This window comes from Methylobacterium sp. 174MFSha1.1 (assembly GCF_900116815.1).
Lineage (GTDB): Bacteria > Pseudomonadota > Alphaproteobacteria > Rhizobiales > Beijerinckiaceae > Methylobacterium.
The window spans coordinates 160396-176746 of sequence record NZ_FPCB01000016.1; the positions used below are offsets into that span (position 1 = coordinate 160396).

18 protein-coding genes and 1 pseudogene are annotated in these 16351 nt (G+C 69.6%); 15 read left to right on the top strand and 4 right to left on the bottom strand.

Annotated elements, in window-relative coordinates; all coding sequences use genetic code 11:
* Positions 1 to 156: 156 nt before the first annotated feature.
* The 10 genes from gap (at position 157) to BM430_RS15490 (ending at position 9698) form a co-directional block, all read left to right on the top strand.
* On the top strand, positions 157 to 1164 hold the full coding sequence (gap, locus tag BM430_RS15450) for a type I glyceraldehyde-3-phosphate dehydrogenase (protein WP_093568149.1): 1008 nt from the start codon (positions 157 to 159) through the stop codon (positions 1162 to 1164).
* A 112-nt stretch (positions 1165 to 1276) separates the two neighbouring features.
* Entirely contained in the window at positions 1277 to 1774 is a 498-nt protein-coding gene (locus BM430_RS15455; RefSeq protein ID WP_244539506.1) for a hypothetical protein, read from the top strand.
* Between the two features lie 43 nt (positions 1775 to 1817).
* Positions 1818 to 3020, top strand: a complete 1203-nt coding sequence (locus BM430_RS15460; protein ID WP_093568150.1) for a phosphoglycerate kinase — start codon at positions 1818 to 1820, stop codon at positions 3018 to 3020.
* 87 nt (positions 3021 to 3107) lie between these two features.
* Positions 3108 to 4193, top strand: a complete 1086-nt coding sequence (gene fba, locus BM430_RS15465) for a class II fructose-bisphosphate aldolase (RefSeq protein ID WP_093568151.1) — start codon at positions 3108 to 3110, stop codon at positions 4191 to 4193.
* A 165-nt stretch (positions 4194 to 4358) separates the two neighbouring features.
* Entirely contained in the window at positions 4359 to 5063 is a 705-nt protein-coding gene (locus BM430_RS35270; protein WP_093568152.1) for a thiamine phosphate synthase, read from the top strand.
* A gap of 2 nt (positions 5064 to 5065) precedes the next feature.
* Positions 5066 to 6148, top strand: coding sequence for a tetratricopeptide repeat protein (locus BM430_RS35275; protein WP_093568153.1), 1083 nt, complete (start codon positions 5066 to 5068; stop codon positions 6146 to 6148).
* Between the two features lie 402 nt (positions 6149 to 6550).
* Positions 6551 to 7198, top strand: a complete 648-nt coding sequence (locus BM430_RS15480; protein ID WP_143132040.1) for a hypothetical protein — start codon at positions 6551 to 6553, stop codon at positions 7196 to 7198.
* Positions 7199 to 7362: 164 nt separating this feature from the next.
* Positions 7363 to 7614 carry a hypothetical protein gene (locus BM430_RS34020; protein ID WP_143132041.1) on the top strand — a complete coding sequence of 84 codons (252 nt, stop codon included), beginning with the start codon at positions 7363 to 7365 and terminating at the stop codon, positions 7612 to 7614.
* 672 nt (positions 7615 to 8286) lie between these two features.
* Complete coding sequence (locus BM430_RS15485) at positions 8287 to 9081, top strand: inositol monophosphatase family protein (protein ID WP_093568155.1); 795 nt, start codon at positions 8287 to 8289, stop codon at positions 9079 to 9081.
* Positions 9082 to 9152: 71 nt separating this feature from the next.
* A complete protein-coding gene (locus BM430_RS15490; protein WP_093568156.1) occupies positions 9153 to 9698 on the top strand; it encodes an adenine phosphoribosyltransferase in 546 nt (181 codons plus the stop codon).
* An 87-nt stretch (positions 9699 to 9785) separates the two neighbouring features.
* Here BM430_RS15490 and purQ read toward each other — a convergent pair whose 3' ends face one another.
* Both purQ and purS read right to left on the bottom strand, forming a co-directional pair.
* Positions 9786 to 10472 carry a phosphoribosylformylglycinamidine synthase subunit PurQ gene (gene purQ / locus BM430_RS15495; protein WP_093568157.1) on the bottom strand — a complete coding sequence of 229 codons (687 nt, stop codon included), beginning with the start codon at positions 10470 to 10472 and terminating at the stop codon, positions 9786 to 9788.
* Positions 10469 to 10711 carry a phosphoribosylformylglycinamidine synthase subunit PurS gene (gene purS, locus BM430_RS15500; RefSeq protein ID WP_048449910.1) on the bottom strand — a complete coding sequence of 81 codons (243 nt, stop codon included), beginning with the start codon at positions 10709 to 10711 and terminating at the stop codon, positions 10469 to 10471. Before purS ends, purQ begins: the two co-directional genes overlap by 4 nt.
* A gap of 198 nt (positions 10712 to 10909) precedes the next feature.
* Between purS and BM430_RS15505 the strand changes: the two genes are divergently transcribed.
* The 4 genes from BM430_RS15505 to BM430_RS15520 all read left to right on the top strand — a co-directional run bounded on the left by BM430_RS15505 (position 10910) and on the right by BM430_RS15520 (position 13116).
* Positions 10910 to 11686: a helix-turn-helix transcriptional regulator gene (locus BM430_RS15505; RefSeq protein ID WP_093568158.1), complete on the top strand. Its 777-nt coding sequence runs from the start codon at positions 10910 to 10912 to the stop codon at positions 11684 to 11686.
* A gap of 196 nt (positions 11687 to 11882) precedes the next feature.
* On the top strand, positions 11883 to 12545 hold the full coding sequence (locus BM430_RS15510) for an acyl-homoserine-lactone synthase (RefSeq protein WP_093568159.1): 663 nt from the start codon (positions 11883 to 11885) through the stop codon (positions 12543 to 12545).
* Positions 12546 to 12556: 11 nt separating this feature from the next.
* A complete protein-coding gene (locus tag BM430_RS15515) occupies positions 12557 to 12793 on the top strand; it encodes a hypothetical protein (protein WP_093568160.1) in 237 nt (78 codons plus the stop codon).
* Positions 12790 to 13116, top strand: coding sequence for a hypothetical protein (locus BM430_RS15520; RefSeq protein ID WP_143132042.1), 327 nt, complete (start codon positions 12790 to 12792; stop codon positions 13114 to 13116). Before BM430_RS15515 ends, BM430_RS15520 begins: the two co-directional genes overlap by 4 nt.
* A gap of 267 nt (positions 13117 to 13383) precedes the next feature.
* Here the strand turns inward: BM430_RS15520 and ugpA are convergent, their stop codons facing one another.
* Both ugpA and ugpB read right to left on the bottom strand, forming a co-directional pair.
* Positions 13384 to 14268, bottom strand: coding sequence for a sn-glycerol-3-phosphate ABC transporter permease UgpA (gene ugpA, locus BM430_RS15525; protein ID WP_093568162.1), 885 nt, complete (start codon positions 14266 to 14268; stop codon positions 13384 to 13386).
* Between the two features lie 165 nt (positions 14269 to 14433).
* On the bottom strand, positions 14434 to 15738 hold the full coding sequence (gene ugpB / locus BM430_RS15530; RefSeq protein WP_093568171.1) for a sn-glycerol-3-phosphate ABC transporter substrate-binding protein UgpB: 1305 nt from the start codon (positions 15736 to 15738) through the stop codon (positions 14434 to 14436).
* Between the two features lie 425 nt (positions 15739 to 16163).
* Between ugpB and BM430_RS15535 the strand changes: the two are divergent.
* Positions 16164 to 16351: pseudogene (locus BM430_RS15535) on the top strand (IS110 family transposase); the annotation flags it as partial.

Sequence of the window (16351 nt, forward strand, 5' to 3'; positions counted from 1 at the left end):
TGCCGGCGAAGGCCGGCTCCCCTTCAGCGTACATGCCGGCGAAGGCCGGCTCCTCTTCGGCGTCGACGCGCGCCGCGCCCGCCGCGCCGCCCGGTCCGCTGCGGGGTCGTCCGGCCCCCATCCCCTCCGCCACGCCAACCCCACGGGAGAGAACACATGACGGTCAAGGTCGCCATCAACGGCTTCGGACGCATCGGCCGCAACGTCCTGCGCGCCATCAAGGAGGCCGGCCGCACCGACATCGAGGTCGTGGCCATCAACGATCTCGGCCCGGTCGAGACCAACGCCCACCTGCTGCGCTTCGATTCGGTCCACGGCAAGTTCCCCGGCACCGTCTCGGTCGAGGGCGACCACATCGTGGTCGACGGCCAGCGCATCCGCGTCACCGCGATCAAGAACCCGGCCGAGCTGCCCCACCGCGAGCTCGGCGTCGACATCGCGATGGAATGCACCGGCATCTTCACCTCGAAGGACAAGGCGAAGCTGCACCTCGACGCCGGCGCCAAGCGCGTCCTCGTCTCGGCCCCCGCCGACGGCGCCGACCTCACGGTCGTCTACGGCGTGAACCACGACAAGCTGACGGCCGACCACCTCGTGGTCTCCAACGCCTCGTGCACCACCAACTGCCTCGCCCCGGTCGCCAAGGTGCTCAACGACGCCGTCGGCATCGAGCGCGGCTTCATGACCACGATCCACTCCTACACCAACGACCAGCCGTCGCTGGACCAGATGCACAAGGACCTCTACCGGGCCCGCGCCGCCGCCCTGTCGATGATCCCGACCACGACCGGCGCCGCCAAGGCCGTCGGCCTGGTGCTGCCGGAGCTGAACGGCCGCCTCGACGGCACCTCGATCCGCGTGCCGACCCCGAACGTCTCGGTCGTCGACTTCAAGTTCAACTCCAAGCGCGCCACCTCGGTCGCCGAGATCAACGAGGCGATCAAGGCGGCGGCGAACGGCCCGCTCAAGGGCGTGCTCGGCTTCACCGAGGCCCCGAACGTCTCGATCGACTTCAACCACGACCCCCACTCGTCGACCTTCCACATCGACCAGACAAAGGTCATGGACGGCACCTTCGTGCGCGTGCTGACCTGGTACGACAACGAGTGGGGCTTCTCGAACCGCATGGCCGACACCGCCATCGCGATGGCGAAGCTGATCTGACGCGGCCGACGCGACGGGCCGGCTCCGACGGGGCCGGCCTTCGTTCCCGGGCGGCCCCGTCGCGGGGCCGCCCGCTCTGCCCTTGCCAGGATTCGCCCCCGAGGATCCGCCGATGACCGACGCCGCGCCCGCCCCCCGCCCCGCGAACGCCGCCGACACCGCCCTGCTCCAGGGACCGGTTCCGACCCCGGCCGCCCTGCCGCCGAACGCGGCGCCCGCCGTTCCGGCCCCCACCCCGCCGACTTCCGTCCCGCCCCAGCCCGGCGCGCCCTCCCGGATCGCCGTCGCGCTGCCGACCCAGGTCGCCGACCAGCTCGCCCGCATCGAGGACAAGGCCTCGCGGATCGAGGACAAGTACGCCCGCTCCGAAGCTCTGCTCGCCCGCGTCGAGGACCGGGTCGATGCGGCCGGCGCCCGCATGAACGAGGCCGCCCGCCAGGCCGATCTCGCGGCGCTCCGCAACGAGGTCCGGGCGCTCACCGAGCGCACCCGCCGCCTGCCGGGCGCCGGCGCCCTGATCGTCACGGCCGTCGTCACCGCCGTCCTGACGGTGGCGCTGACCCTGGTCGCGCAGCGCCTCAACCTCCAGGGCCTGATCCCGCTGCGCTGATCCCGACAGCGCCCATCCCCCTCCCGACAAGGTGCCCCCGCCGATGACCCGTTTCCGTACCCTCGACGATGCCGGCGACCTGAAGGGCAAGCGCGTCCTCGTCCGCGTCGACTTCAACGTGCCGATGGACCAGGGCCGCGTCACCGACGCCACCCGCATCAAGCGCGTGCTGCCGACCCTCAACGAGCTGTCCGACGCCGGCGCCAAGGTGATCCTGCTGGCGCATTTCGGCCGCCCGAAGGGCAAGCCAGTCCCGTCCGAGTCCCTGCGCCCGATCGCCGAGGCCACCGCCAAAGAGCTCGGCCGCCCGGTCGCCTTCGCGGAGGATTGCATCGGCGAGACGGCGGCCTCGGCGATCGCGGCGCTGAAGGACGGCGACGTCCTGATGCTGGAGAACACCCGCTTCCACGCCGGCGAGGAGAAGAACGACCCCGCCTTCGTCAAGGCGCTCGCCGCGAACGGCGACGTCTACGTCAACGAGGCCTTCTCCGCCGCCCACCGGGCGCACGCCTCGACCGAAGGCCTCGCCCACGTGCTGCCGGCCTATGCCGGGCGCCTGATGCAGGCCGAGCTCGACGCCCTGACCAAGGGCCTCGAGGCCCCGGCCCGGCCGGTGGTGGCGATCGTCGGCGGCTCCAAGGTCTCGACCAAGATCGACCTCCTGAAGAACCTCGTCGCCAAGGTCGACGCCCTGGTGATCGGCGGCGGCATGGCCAACACCTTCCTGCACGCCGCTGGCCTCGGCGTCGGCAAGTCGCTGTGCGAGCGCGACCTCGCCGGCACCGCGCAAGCCATCATCGAGGCGGCGCGGGAGAACAACTGCGCGATCATCCTGCCGGTGGACGGCGTGGTGGCGGAGGAGTTCAAGGCCGGCGCTCCCCACCACACCTACGGGGTCGACGCGATCCCCGAGACCGGCATGATCCTCGACATCGGGGGCCTGTCGGTCGACCGGATCTCCGCGGCGATCGACGACGCCAGAACCCTGGTGTGGAACGGGCCCGTCGGCGCCTTCGAGATCGCACCCTTCGACCAGGGCACGGTGGCGGCGGCGCGCCACGCGGCGGCGCGGACCAAGGCCGGCAAGCTCGTCTCGGTGGCGGGCGGCGGCGACACGGTGGCGGCGCTCAACCACGCCGGCGTGTCCGAGGACTTCACCTACATCTCGACCGCCGGCGGCGCCTTCCTTGAATGGCTCGAGGGCAAGCCGCTCCCGGGCGTCGACGCGCTGCGCCAAAAAGCTTGAGGGTTCCGTTCAGGTCGGCAGGGCTATGACGCCCGCCGACCCGTCCGCTACAATGCGGCAACACTGACGATCTCGGAGGATTTCGATATGGCGCGCATCACGCTCAGGCAGCTCCTCGACCACGCCGCCGAGCACGGCTACGGGGTGCCGGCCTTCAACATCAACAACATGGAACAGGGTCTCGCCATCATGGCGGCGGCCGACGCCACCGACTCGCCGGTGATCCTGCAGGCGAGCCGCGGCGCCCGCGCCTATGCCAACGACGTCGTGCTGGCCAAGCTGATCGACGGCCTCGTCGAGATCTATCCGCACATCCCGGTCTGCATGCACCTGGATCACGGGAACAACGAGGCGACCTGCGCCACCGCGATCCAGTACGGCTTCACCTCGGTGATGATGGACGGGTCGCTCAAGGCCGACGGCAAGACCCCGGCGGACTACAATTACAACGTCGAGATCACCCGCAAGGTGACCGAGATGGCGCACTGGGCCGGCTGCTCGGTCGAGGGCGAGCTCGGCGTGCTCGGCTCGCTCGAGAGCGGCCAGGGCGAGGCCGAGGACGGCCACGGCGCCGAAGGCACCCTGTCGCACGACCAGCTCCTGACCGACCCGGCGGAAGCCGAGAAGTTCGTCGCGGCCACCAAGGTCGACGCGCTCGCGGTCGCGATGGGCACCTCGCACGGCGCCTACAAGTTCACCCGCAAGCCCGACGGCGCGGTGCTGGCGATGAACGTGATCGAGGAAATCCACCGCCGCCTGCCCAACACCCACCTGGTGATGCACGGCTCCTCGTCGGTTCCGCAGGACCTGCAGGACATCATCAACCAGTACGGCGGCGAGATGAAGCCGACCTGGGGCGTGCCGGTGGAAGAAATCCAGCGCGGCATCAAGCACGGCGTGCGCAAGATCAACATCGACACCGACAACCGGATGGCGATGACCGGCCAGATCCGCAAGATCCTGCAGGAGAACAAGGCCGAGTTCGACCCGCGCAAGTACCTGAAGCCCGCGATGGACGCGATGACGAAGCTGTGCAAGCAGCGCTTCGAGGAGTTCGGCACCGCCGGCCACGCCGGCAAGATCCGGCCGGTCGCCCTGTCCGAGATGGCCAAGCGCTACGCCGCCGGCAAGCTCGACCCGTCCTTTGCCGCCACGAAGGCCGCGGCGGAGTAACATCCCGGCACCGGCGATGCGGCCCGCGCCGCATCGCCGCCCCACTCGCGATGCACCAGGGCGGGCGGCCGAGGGGCCGTCCGCCCCATGCGTTTTCACCCTTGGCGTTTTCAACCCTTGGCGTTTTCACCCCCGCCCGTTCGCCCCGAAGGCTCGACGATCCCGATGGCCGATCCCCAGACCCGCCTGATCCTCCTCACCGCCCCCGAGGCCGGCCCGGACCTCAGGGACCGCCTCGCCCGCGCGGTCGCGGCCGGCGACGTCGCCGCGGTGATCCTGCGCCTGCCGCCGGGCGACGAGCGGGCGCTCGTCAACGCCGTCAAGGCGGTCGCGCCGGCGGTGCAGGAGGCCGGCGCGGCGCTCGTGCTCGCCGGCGGCGGGGGCATCGATCTCGCCACCGTGGCCTCGCGCAGCGGTGCCGACGGCGTCCACGTCCAGGCGGGCGAGGCCGAGGCGGTCCCTGCGGAGGTGGAGTCCGAGGGGGACGACGAGGAGGAGGACGCGGGCAAGGGGCCGCTCCACGCCTTGCGCGAGCGCCTGCGCGACGGCCGCATCCTCGGCGTCGGCGGCATCCGCAGCAAGCACGCCGCGATGCAGGCCGGGGAGGCGGGCGCGGACTACATCCTGTTCGGCGACGATCCGGGGCTTCCCCTCGACGACCTCCTGGCCCGGCTGACCTGGTGGGTCGAGATCTTCGAGACCCCCTGCATCGCGCTCGCCCACGATCTCCAGGCCGTGCCCGACCTCGTCGCGACGGGAGCCGAGTTCATCGGCCTCGATCCCGCGCTCTGGGCCGGGGAAGGGGGCGAGGCCGCGGTCGCCGCGGCGCAGGCCCATATCCTGAACCGCCCGGCGGGCGGGGAGGGGTGAGGATGCGCCGCTCCGACCTCGCAACGCTGGCGCTCATCGGGACGGTGTCCCTCGGACTGGCGAGCCTCGCGGCCGGGCCGGCCGCCTCCCGGTCCGTCCCGTCCACGACCGAACCCGCCGCCCCGCCGGGGGCCGCCGCGCCCGGTTTCGGCGCCCCCACCACCTTCGGGGTCAAACCCAATACTTTCGGGGCCTCCAAGTCCACGACCCTGCCGGGCGCCGCCACGCTGCCGCCCGCGCCGTCGAACGACCCGAATGCCGACCTCGCCTACGGCGCCTACCAGCGCGGCTTCTACGTCACGGCGTTCCGCGAGGCGACGAAGCGGCTGGAGAAGAACAAGACCGACTTTCCCGCCATGACCCTGCTGGCGGAGCTCTACAGCCAGGGCCTCGGCGTGCGCCAGGATCCGGCGCGGGCCGCCGAGTGGTACCGACTCGCCGCCAATCTCGGCGATCCCCATGCCGCCGCGACCCTCGGCATGATGCAGATCGAGGGCCGCGGGGCGCCCAAGGACCCTGCCGCCGGCCGCGCCCTCCTGGAGAAGGCTGCCGCCCGGGCCGACGCCGCCGCGAGCTACAACCTGGCGCTGATCCTGCTCGGCAGCGGCGTGCCCGCCGACCTGACCCGCGCGATCGAACTCCTGCGCCAGGCCGCCCACCAGGAGCTGGCTCCGGCCCAGCACGCCCTCGGCGTGCTCTACCTCCAGGGCCGCGGGGTGGCGAAGGACACCACCAAGGCCGCCGGCTGGTTCCGCCGCGCCGCCGACAACGGCGACCTCGCCGGCGAGGTCGAGTTCTCGATCCTGCTGTTCAACGGCGAGGGCGTGCCGAAGGACGAGACCCGCGCCGCCCGCTACTTCCGCCACGCCGCCTTCCGGGGCAACGCCGTGGCGCAGAACCGCGTGGCGCGGCTCTACGCCAGCGGCCGCGGCGTCCAGAAGAACCTCGTCGAGGCCGCCGCCTGGGACATGGCCGCGCGGGCGCAAGGGCTGTCCGATGCCTGGCTGACCCAGGCTGTATCGGGGCTCACGCCTGAGGAGAAGGCGCGGGCGGAGCGGCTGGCGGCGGACCGGGCGGGGCCGTGAGGGGAAGCCGGTCTCTCCGGCGAGCATGATGGAGCGGGAGGTGTGCATCCAGCAAAGATGCCGCCTTCCGTGAGGCAGATATTCCGGCTTCCGCTGGCTTGCTGCATGGATTGCCGCGTGGTTTATAATAATGTTTTGTTAAAAGTCTATTGCACCACCTCATATATTTTGTAATATTTGCAGAAATGCGCCGAGATATTGACATCGGCCTATTATTGGATGGCCAATTTTGTCTATCTCTGCTCCTTGCTGTTGCATGATGGCAACAGTTTGGTCTTTGACTTCTGCGAGCTGCAATCGCACTTGCCATCATGCCCTAAGGTAAATTTAATGACATGAGTTGGAGCTCGCAAAGCAGTCATGTCATTGAAAAGGTTTGCGTCGCTGTGCGGCGGTATCGTCATGGCCGCTGGATGCGCGACACTGCCGGAACTTCCGCCGGAAAAGAATCTCAAGATCGAGGCTATCGTCGATACGGTTCAGTGCGAACTGCAATTCACCCTGGTGGATCTTGAGAAGCGTATCGACTTCCTCGATGGCTTGCTTGGAAGGTTCGCGGCCAAGTTCAGCTTGACGCTCGAGATCGACGAGGAGAGCGCGCTGGGTCTCTCCTCCGACATCGCCCGCGCCGTCCCGCTCGGCGCGTTCAAGCTCGGGTTGGGTCCCAGCTTCAGCAGCCGTGCCGGACGGGACGTGCAGATCGACTTCAACGCCGTCACCTTGAACGACCTGAGGAAGAAGGATTGCAACCTCGTCGAAGTGGCCGGAAGGGTGTACGTCAGAAAATCGTCGCCGCGTGGTGAGTTCTACGGAAATCTCGGAATATACGAGTGGACCAGGAGGAGCTTCGAGTCGTTCGACACGAAGACCGATTTCGTGACCCTACCCCTGACGATCACCCATACGGCCGAATTCGAGACGAAGTACGGCGGGCAGATCAATCCGGGGATGAGCTTCGTCCCGGTTTCCGGTTCGGCCGCGGTCGGATCGCTTCTGAGCGGGTCGCGGCGTGATATCGACCGGCTGAAAATCTCGCTCACGGCACCTTGAGTTTCGTAGGGCAGCGGTAAATTTTTCGAAATTGCGAGCGCCCACGGCGGAGCGGGCCCGCGAGTGTTGATCTCGCGGGACGTTACCATATATTTCAAAGGGTCCACGTCTACGGTGACGTGGACGCAGAATGTGTCATCTCGGCCGTGACAGAGGAGGGGTTCATGTTGTTACCAGCTTGCATTCGCTTTGCTATCTTCGCTGTTCCGGCGATGATGAGTTTTGATGTTGCGGCAAATCCAATAAAGCAAGCTCAGTATGCTTCAACTAATAATGCCAATCAAAATTACATGTCGCAAAAATCTTACGATCGGAATCCGTATGCCAGATCCAGCGTTTCGGCGAGCCAAGAGAAACGGCTCGACGATGCATTGCGGGAGGCAGAAGCGCGCGCGACGAGAGAGCGTCGATTTTGACGGGTCGAACGTATTGTAGAGCGGCGAAGACCGCACTCACCGCCCATGCGGGGCGCCGAGCCGTGACGATGGCTCGGCAGCACCTCGCCCGCTGACGCGCCAGCTTGCGGTAAGCTCCGTGCGCGTCGGGTGCGCCGTTTTCGAGGGTCATCGAGGGGATGGGCCAAAGGGCGGGATGGGATAGGGCTGCCGACACTCGCGGTGAGTCTCTCCTCAACTGGCGGCGCAGGGTCCGGATGGCCCGCGGTCCGGGTGCGAGCGCCCGACGACCGCAGCACCCCTCCCGGCTGCGCCCCGCACGCGATCGTCCGCACCGCGTCGCTGAGTGGCAAGCCAATGGGCAAGCCGAGGGGGGCAACGAGGCTGGTGGAGCCGACCCACGGCAAGGCGTAGCCGGACCTCTTCTTCGGAAGGATGAACCCCGCTTCCCGGCGACGGGTTCCGCCGTCCGGGATCCCTTGCCGCCGTGGTTGGGCGGGCAAGCGGGATTTTCTCCGCGAACCGGTGTGACATGGCGCGCGATGCGGCTTAGAGGCAACGTCAGCGACGCGGCCCGCGACCCATGAGGTGCGGGCTGCTCTCCGTTGTCAGTGCCATCGTGCCGGGCCTCTCCGCGCCCGCATCCCGAGGACCACCCATGACCCCGACCCGCATTCCGGGAGCCGCCGCCCGATGATCGTCTCCCCCCTGATGACCGTGATGGTCGACGCCGTGCGCAAGGCGGCGCGCGGGCTCAAGCGCGACTTCGGCGAGATCGAGAACCTGCAGGTCTCGCGCAAGGGCCCGGGCGACTTCGTCTCCGCCGCCGACCGCAAGGCCGAGGCGACCTTGCGCGAGGCGCTGATGAAGGCGCGCCCGGGCTACGGCCTCGTGATGGAGGAGAGCGGGATCATCGAGGGCCAGGACAAGACCCATACCTGGCACGTCGATCCCCTCGACGGCACCACCAACTTCCTGCACGGCGTGCCGCATTTCTGCATCTCGGTCGGCCTCGAGCGCGAGGGCACGATCGTCGCGGCGGTGATCTACGAGCCGATCAAGGACGAGCTCTACATCGCCGAGCGCGGCAAGGGCGCCTTCCTCAACAACAAGCGCCTGCGGGTCGCCGGCCGGCAGGACCTCGCCGACAGCCTGGCGCTCTACGGCTCGCCCTATCTCGGCCGCGGCAGCCATCCGCGCCTGCTCAAGGAACTCGCCGCCGTGATGGCGGTCACCGGCGGCGTGCGCCAGACCGGCTCGGCCGCCCTCGACCTCGCCGCCGTGGCCTGCGGCCGCGCGGACATCTACTGGGAACGCGACATCAAGACCTGGGACATGGCGGCCGGCCTGCTCCTGGTGCGCGAGGCCGGGGGCTTCGCCACCAGCGCCGACGGCGGCGCCGACCCGATGACGGCCGGCTCGGTCGCCTGCGGCAACGAGGTGCTGCAGCGCGAGCTGGTCGCGATCCTGCGCAAGGTCGGCGGCTGACCGTGCCGGCCCGGACCGCGACCGGTCCGGGCGCCCGCCCCACCACGCACTCGAACCCGAAGGTCTCTCCCATGGACCCGCGCACCACGTCCGCCCTCAAGGACGCGATCCGCTCGATCCCGGACTATCCGAAGCCCGGCATCCTGTTTCGCGACATCACCACCCTGCTCGGCGACGCCCGCGCCTTCCGGCGCGCGGTGGACGAGCTGGTGCATCCCTACGCCGGCGGCCGGATCGACCAGGTCGCCGGCATCGAGGCGCGGGGCTTCATCCTCGGCGGCGCGATCGCCCACCAGCTCTCCTCGGGCTTCGTGCCGATCCGCAAGAAGGGCAAGCTCCCTCACACCACGGTCTCGATCGCCTACGCGCTCGAATACGGCACCGACGAGATGGAGATTCATTCCGATGCGGTGAAGCCGGGCGACCGGGTGATCCTGGTCGACGACCTGATCGCCACCGGCGGCACCGCCACCGCGGCGGTCGAGCTCTTGCGCCGGATCGGCGCCGAGGTGGTGGCGGCCTGCTTCGTCATCGACCTGCCGGAGCTCGGCGGAGCCGACCGCCTGCGCGCCCTCGACCTGCCGGTGCGCACCCTGATCGAGTTCGAGGGGCACTGAACGCGAGAAAGGCGGGCCTTTCGGCCCGCCCTTCGCACTCCATCCCAGGTGAGCCGCGCAGGCTGCCTCGTTCAGGCCGCCCCCTGCTCAAGCCGCTTTGGCCAGGCTCTCGAACAGCCCGCGCCCGTCGGTGCCGCCGACGAGGCCTTCCACGAAATTCTCCGGGTGCGGCATCAGCCCGAGCACGTTGCGGCCCTCGGAGTAGATGCCGGCGATGGAGTTCAGCGAGCCGTTGCGGTTGGCCTCGACCGTGAGCTGGCCGGCCTCGTCGCAGTAGCGGAACGCCACCCGGCCCTCGCCCTCGATCCGCGCCAGCGTCTCGGGATCGGCGAAGTAGTTGCCCTCGCCATGGGCGACGCAGACGTCGATCACCTGATGCTGGCTGTAGGCCCGGGTGAAGGCGGTGTCGGTGCGCTCGACCCGCAGGGTCTGCCGGTGGCAGATGAAGCGGCGGTTGACGTTGCGCATCAGCACGCCCGGCAGCAGGCCGGACTCGCACAGGATCTGGAAGCCGTTGCAGATGCCGAGCACCAGGCCGCCGCGGCCGGCGTGGGCCCGCACCGCGTCCATGGCATGCGCCCGGCCCGCGATGGCGCCGCAGCGCAGGTAGTCGCCGTAGGAGAAGCCGCCGGGCAGGACCGCGAGGTCGGTGCCGGCGGGCAGCTCGGTCTCGGTGTGCCACACCGAGGTCACCTCGGCGCCGGCGAGCCGCAGGGCCCGGGCGACGTCGGCGTCGCGGTTCGAGCCCGGGAAGACGACGATCGCGGCCTTCATCGGGCGATCTCGACGCGGTAGTTCTCGACCACGGTGTTGGCGAGCAGCCGGTCGCAGGCCGCCTTCACGGTGGCCTCGGCGGCGGCCTCGTCGGCGGCCTCGACCTCGACCTCGAAGAACTTGCCCTGCCGCACGCCGGCGATGCCGGTGATGCCGAGCGAGCGCAGCGCCCCCTCGATCGCCTTGCCCTGGGGGTCGAGGACGCCGGTCTTCAGGGTGACGGTGACGCGCGCTTTCATCGGCCAGACCTTCGGCAGCGGAGGGCTTCTTGCCGCTCCCGATAGTGCGGAACGCGCCCTGAGGCAACGTCGCTGGCAGCGGTCGCGCCGGTCGCATTGATCTTTGCTGGCAGGATTCTAATACTGGCTGTGCTGGCGGGCATCGCAACCGGGCGGGGCCGCGTCGCGCGAGGGCGGCGCGGGGTTCAGGGGTGGGTCATGTCGGACGCCGACGACGCGTTCATTCGTCAATCATTCGACCTGATCGACGGCCTCGACGGGATGTCGGACCCGCTCGACGTGCAGAAGACGATCTTCGATCTCGTCGCCCGCTGCGGCTTCTCCTACTTCGTGATCACCCGGCTGCCGCAGCCGGGCGAGCGGATCGGCCCCAACCTCCTGCTCAGCGTCTGGCCGGAGGGCTGGCTGGCGCATTACGACCGGGCCGGCCATTACCGCCACGACCCGGTGGTGCATCACTGCCTGCGCACCACCGAGCCCTTCGCCTGGAGCGAGGTGCCGTACGCGCCGGATGCCGCCCCCCAGGCCCGCCGGGTGATGGAGGAGGCCCGCGAGCACGGCATGGGCGCGGGCTATTGCGTGCCGGTCCACGACGCCGGCGGCTTCCAGGGCGGCATCTCGCTCGCCGGCGAGCGGGTCGAGATGACGCCGCGGGTGCGCCGCGCCATCCACCTGCTCGGGCTCTACGCCTGGTCGGCCGCCGCCCGCACCACGGCCCGCCGGCCCAAGGTGGCGGCAGGACCCAAGGTGGCGACCGGCCTCAAGCCGTCGGCCGGCCGTCTCCTGAGCGCCCGCGAGCGGGACGTCCTGTCCTTCGCCGCGCAGGGGCGCACCCGCGAGGAGACCGCCGATCTCCTCGGCGTCTCGGTCGAGACCGTCTCCACCCACCTGCGCAACGCCCGCAGCAAGATCGGCACCCGCAACACCACCCACACGGTGATCGAGGCCCTGCGCCTGCGCGAGATCATGCTCTGATCCGCGGCTCCGGCCGGCCGATCCCGGACGTCGCGTAGGAAGCCCGGGACGGGGCGCCCGGGCGGCGCCCTGCTTGGCACGCCTGCGCGATCTGCCGCGGCGCGTCGCCAAAGTCGCACTTGCCCTACCGGTTTTCGGGGATACCGGAACGCGTCCGCCTCTGGCCTTATGGGGCCGGACCGAGGGACGTCAGCGCATGATCCGCCTCCACGTCATCGACCGGGCGAGCCGTGGCGCCTACGCGGACGCGCTGGCGCAGCACCACGCCCTGCGGCGGGCCGCCGCCGAGGAGAGCGGCTGCCGCACCTTGCGCGCCGTCGACGCCGCCGGGCGCGACCGGTTCGACGGCGAGGCTACGTGCTACCTGCTCGCCATCGACGGGGACGGACAGGTGGCGGCCGGCACGCGGCTGCTGCCCTCCGACGCGCCGACGCTCCTGAGCGAGATCTTTCCGTACCTCGCCGACATCCGCGGCTTCGCGCGCGGACCCGGGACCTGGGAATGCACCCGGTTCTTCGCCTCCGCACGCTTTCGCGAGGACCGGCCGCTGTCGCGGGCGGCCGGGGTGGTGGCGGCGGGCATGATCGAGCACTGCCTCGAGCACGGCATCCCGCGCCTCAACCTCGTCACCGAGACCTACTGGATCCCCCAGATGGCGGAGATCGGCTGGAATCCGCGGCCCCTCGGCCTGCCGGCCGTCTCCGCGGGCGTCTCGCTCTGCGCCGTCACGATCGCGATGACCGAGGAGGCGCTGCGGGCGACCCGGGCCGCCTACGGCGTCGACGCTCCCGTCCTGGCCCGGTCCCGCCCCCCGATTTCGCCGGACCGGGCCCGGCCCGGGCGCAGCCTGACAGCGTGAGGTCGCCAGCGATGCCGCGTTCCGACGACACCCACCTCTCCGCGCCGATCCTGCGCAGCGTGCGGCCGCCGGCCCGCCCGCCCGCGCCGGCCGACCGCCTGGCCGAGCACCTGATCGAGGCCTACCGGCACGCCGCGGAATGCGAGGATCCGGTCGCCCTCGACCTGATCCGGCTCGCGCTCTGGCACGTGGGCCGGACCTATCCCCCCACCGACGCGACGGCGTCCGCGGCGGAGCGGTGGTCATGACCCTCGGCGCATCCCCTTCCGCCCGGTCCCGCCCCCGCCGCGGGCCGACCCGTCCCGAGACCCGTTTCGAACCCGACCAGGCACGCACCACGATGGCGACCGCTTTTCCCTCCTCCCTGTCGTCTCCCGGCCTGTCCCAGGCCGCCCGGGCCGAGATCCAGGCCCTGCGCCTCGCCGCCGGCATCCTCGACCTGCAGCGCACTGCGAGCCCGGACATCCGCGACCTGCCCTCGGTGCAGGCGATGATCCGCGCGGCCGCGGCGGTGTTCGACGAACTCGGCTTCGGCGAGGAGGGCGAGGTAGATCGGACGATCCCGTCCTGAGCGGTGGGGTGCCATCTCCAACCCTCTCCCCACGGAACTCGGGCCTGCCCGAGTTCCTCATCCTCTTGTCCAAGTCGGGCAAGCCCGACTTGGGACGGGGGAGGGTGCCCCACGCAGTGGGGCGGGAGAGGGGCAGCGCGACGCTGATCCAGGGAGCGCCCGTCATCACGGTCGCGATCCCTCCGGAAGCGGCGTCCCCTCTCCCGACCCCCGCTGACGCGGGGGCCACCCTCCCCCGCAGAGGGGGGAGGGTTCAGGGCGCGGCCTTCAGTACGCCACCCGCTTCTCGACGTAGCGGAACTGGATCGCCGTGAGCCCGATCACGATCGCCATCAGCACCACCGATTGCGCCGCCGAGCCGCCGAGATCAGCACCGATGCGGCCGTCCTGGTAGACCTTGTAGACCAGGGTCTGGGTCGCCCGGCCCGGACCACCGTGGGTGAGCACGTCGATGACGCCGAACGTCTCGCAGAAGGCGTAGACGACGTTGACCACCATCAGGAAGAACGTCGTCGGCGAGAGCAGCGGGAAGACGACGGTCCAGAACCGCCGCGCCGGCCCGGCGCCGTCGATCGCCGCCGCCTCGATCACGCTGCGGGGGATCGCCTGGAGGCCGGCGAGGAAGAACAGGAAGTTGTAGGAGACCTGCTTCCATGCCGCCGCCATCACCACCAGGATCATCGCGTGGTTTCCGTCGAGGAGCGGGTTCCACGGGATGCCGATCTGGTTGAGGCCGCGGGCGATCAGCCCGAGGCCGGGCTGGAACAGGAAGCCGAACAGCACGCCGGCCACCGCCGGCGCCACCGCGTAGGGCCAGATCAGCAGGGTCCGGTAGATTCCCGAGCCGCGGATCTCCCGGTCCGCCATCGTGGCGAGCAGGAGCGCGAAGCCGAGCGAGAGCCCCGCCACCGCGGCGGCGAAGACCAGCGTGGTGACGAGGGCCTGGTAATAGGCCGGATCCGTGAACAGGGCCCGGTAGTTCTCGAACCAGACGAACTCGGTCGAGAGCCCGAACGCGTCCTGCATCTGGAACGACTGCCAGACCGCCTGCACCGCCGGCCAGTAGAAGAACAGGCCGACGATCAGGAGCTGCGGCGCGATCAGCGCCGCCGGCAGCAGCCGGCCTCCGAAGGTGATACGCTCGGGACTCATCGATTCAGGATCCGCTCATACGATTTCCGATCGATCGCTTCGCGATGCGGAAATCGGCTTCGCTCAGGTGTGTGGAGCCGGAGGCTCCACCGCGCGGGCTCGCGATACGCTTTCCGGAAGGAAGCTTCCGGACAGCGTATCACTCTCCGGCGTTCGCCGATGTGGTCAGCGTCCGGCCTGCTTCTCGAACTGGCGCAGCATCGCGTTGCCGCGGGTCGCCGCCTCGTCGAGGGCCTGCTTCGCCGTCTTCTTGCCGGCGAGCGTCGCCTCGATCTCCTCGGCCCAGAGGTCGCGCATCTGCGGCAGGTTGCCGAGGCGCAGGCCGCGGGAATTCTCGGTCGGCGTCTTGTTGGTCAGCTCCTTGATCGGCACTTCGAGCGCCGGGTTCTTGGCGTAGAAGCCGTCGGCCTTGGACTTCTCGTAGGCCGCCTTGGTGATCGGCATGTAGCCGGTGGTCTGGTGCAGCTTGGCCTGCCGGTCGGTGTCGGACAGGAAGCTGAAAAACTTCGCCACGCCCTTGTACTCGTCGGGCTTCTTGCCGCCCATCACCCACAGCGAGGCGCCGCCGATGATGCTGTTCTGCGGCGCGCCCGGCACGTCGGGATAGTAGGGCATCGGCGCCGAGGCCCAGGCGAACTTCGCCGCGCCCTTCACGTTGCCGTAGGAGCCGGACGACCCGAACATGATCGGGCACTCGCCGGCGGTGAAGCGGCCGAAGCCGCTGTCGTAGCGGCCGGAATAGTCGAAGGACTTGTCCTTCTGCGCCTCGGCCAGGTTGGTCAGGTGCTTGACCTGGAGCGGACCGTTGATCTCGAGCGTGGTGTCGAGGCCGTCCATGCCGTTGGCCTTGGTCGCCACCGGCAGGTTGTGCCAGGCCGAGAGCTGCTCGATGTTGAGCCAGGTAACCCAGGTGGTCGAGAAGCCGCAATTCGGGAAGCCGTTCTGCGTCAGCTTCTTGGCGGCGGCGAACAGCTCCGGCCAGGTCTTCGGCGGCTCGGTGAGGCCGATCGCCTTCAGGGCGTCGAGGTTGGCCCACATCACCATCGACGACGAGTTGAACGGGAACGAGAGCATCTCGCCCTTGGTCGTCGAGTAGTAGCCGGTGATCGCCGGCAGGTAGGCGCCCGGGTCGAACGGCTCGCCGGCATCCTTCATCAGCTGGTAGACCGGCTTCACCGCGCCCTTGGCCGACATCATCGTGGCGGTGCCGACCTCGAACACCTGCATGATGTGCGGTGCGGTGCCGGCGCGGAAGGCGGCGATGCCGGCATTCAGCGTCTCGCCGTAATTGCCCTTGTAGGTCGGCACCACCTTGTAGTCGCCCTGCGAGGCGTTGAACTCCTCGGCGAGGCGGTTGACGGCGTCGTTGTTGGCGCCCGTCATCGCGTGCCACCATTGCAGCTCGGTCACGGCGAGCGCCGGGGTGGCGGCGGCCAGGCCGAGGCCGGCGAGCGCGATGCGGATGGTCATGGTGGGGGCCATCGGGTGTCCTCTCCTCGTGTGCGGCCCCTCATGCGGGGCCCGCGTGACACTCCGACGACAGGAGCGCCGCGGGCTCACGCGGCCCGCACCGTCTCGGCGGCGGGCGCTTGTTAGTAGCTGGCTAAGCACAGCCGTGCCCGGCGGGCAAGGGAGGTCGTGAGCCGCTGTTCAATCTCACCGGCAGAATGCAGACCCTCCAGGTCATCCCGGGACTCGCCGCAGGCGAGAACCCGGGATCCGTAACCGCTGATGCTTCAGAAAGCAGCGGAACGCCGACCACGTCGTTCTGCACCGTCAGCGGTTATGGATCCCGGGTTCCGCTGCGCGGCCCCGGGATGTTGGGGTGGACGGCCCCCGCCGGCATCATAAGTGCCAGGTTGAGGTCGTCTGACACCCAACCGAGGAGACCGTCCGTGACGCAGATTAGCATCATCGGCCTGGACATCGCCAAGTCCGTCTTCCAGTTCGAGGCCCAGGACGCGCAGGGCGCCGTGGTGAGCACCGAGCGCGTCTCGCGCGACAAGCTGCTGCCGGCGCTCAAGAAGATCCCCGCCACCATCGTGGCGATGGAGGCCTGCGCCACCGCCCATCACTGGGCGCG

What these genes read in the sequence shown, in the direction of transcription:
- purS (WP_048449910.1), bottom strand. Translation starts at nt 10,711, where the DNA reads ATGAAAGCGCGCGTCACCGTCACCCTGAAGACCGGCGTCCTCGACCCC.
- BM430_RS35270 (WP_093568152.1), top strand. Translation starts at nt 4,359, where the DNA reads ATGGCCGATCCCCAGACCCGCCTGATCCTCCTCACCGCCCCCGAGGCC.
- purQ (WP_093568157.1), bottom strand. Translation starts at nt 10,472, where the DNA reads ATGAAGGCCGCGATCGTCGTCTTCCCGGGCTCGAACCGCGACGCCGAC.
- BM430_RS15505 (WP_093568158.1), top strand. Translation starts at nt 10,910, where the DNA reads ATGTCGGACGCCGACGACGCGTTCATTCGTCAATCATTCGACCTGATC.
- BM430_RS15480 (WP_143132040.1), top strand. Translation starts at nt 6,551, where the DNA reads ATGGCCGCTGGATGCGCGACACTGCCGGAACTTCCGCCGGAAAAGAAT.
- BM430_RS15510 (WP_093568159.1), top strand. Translation starts at nt 11,883, where the DNA reads ATGATCCGCCTCCACGTCATCGACCGGGCGAGCCGTGGCGCCTACGCG.
- BM430_RS15515 (WP_093568160.1), top strand. Translation starts at nt 12,557, where the DNA reads ATGCCGCGTTCCGACGACACCCACCTCTCCGCGCCGATCCTGCGCAGC.
- BM430_RS15485 (WP_093568155.1), top strand. Translation starts at nt 8,287, where the DNA reads ATGATCGTCTCCCCCCTGATGACCGTGATGGTCGACGCCGTGCGCAAG.
- BM430_RS15520 (WP_143132042.1), top strand. Translation starts at nt 12,790, where the DNA reads ATGACCCTCGGCGCATCCCCTTCCGCCCGGTCCCGCCCCCGCCGCGGG.
- BM430_RS35275 (WP_093568153.1), top strand. Translation starts at nt 5,066, where the DNA reads ATGCGCCGCTCCGACCTCGCAACGCTGGCGCTCATCGGGACGGTGTCC.
- fba (WP_093568151.1), top strand. Translation starts at nt 3,108, where the DNA reads ATGGCGCGCATCACGCTCAGGCAGCTCCTCGACCACGCCGCCGAGCAC.
- BM430_RS34020 (WP_143132041.1), top strand. Translation starts at nt 7,363, where the DNA reads ATGTTGTTACCAGCTTGCATTCGCTTTGCTATCTTCGCTGTTCCGGCG.
- gap (WP_093568149.1), top strand. Translation starts at nt 157, where the DNA reads ATGACGGTCAAGGTCGCCATCAACGGCTTCGGACGCATCGGCCGCAAC.
- BM430_RS15460 (WP_093568150.1), top strand. Translation starts at nt 1,818, where the DNA reads ATGACCCGTTTCCGTACCCTCGACGATGCCGGCGACCTGAAGGGCAAG.
- ugpA (WP_093568162.1), bottom strand. Translation starts at nt 14,268, where the DNA reads ATGAGTCCCGAGCGTATCACCTTCGGAGGCCGGCTGCTGCCGGCGGCG.
- BM430_RS15455 (WP_244539506.1), top strand. Translation starts at nt 1,277, where the DNA reads ATGACCGACGCCGCGCCCGCCCCCCGCCCCGCGAACGCCGCCGACACC.
- BM430_RS15490 (WP_093568156.1), top strand. Translation starts at nt 9,153, where the DNA reads ATGGACCCGCGCACCACGTCCGCCCTCAAGGACGCGATCCGCTCGATC.
- ugpB (WP_093568171.1), bottom strand. Translation starts at nt 15,738, where the DNA reads ATGACCATCCGCATCGCGCTCGCCGGCCTCGGCCTGGCCGCCGCCACC.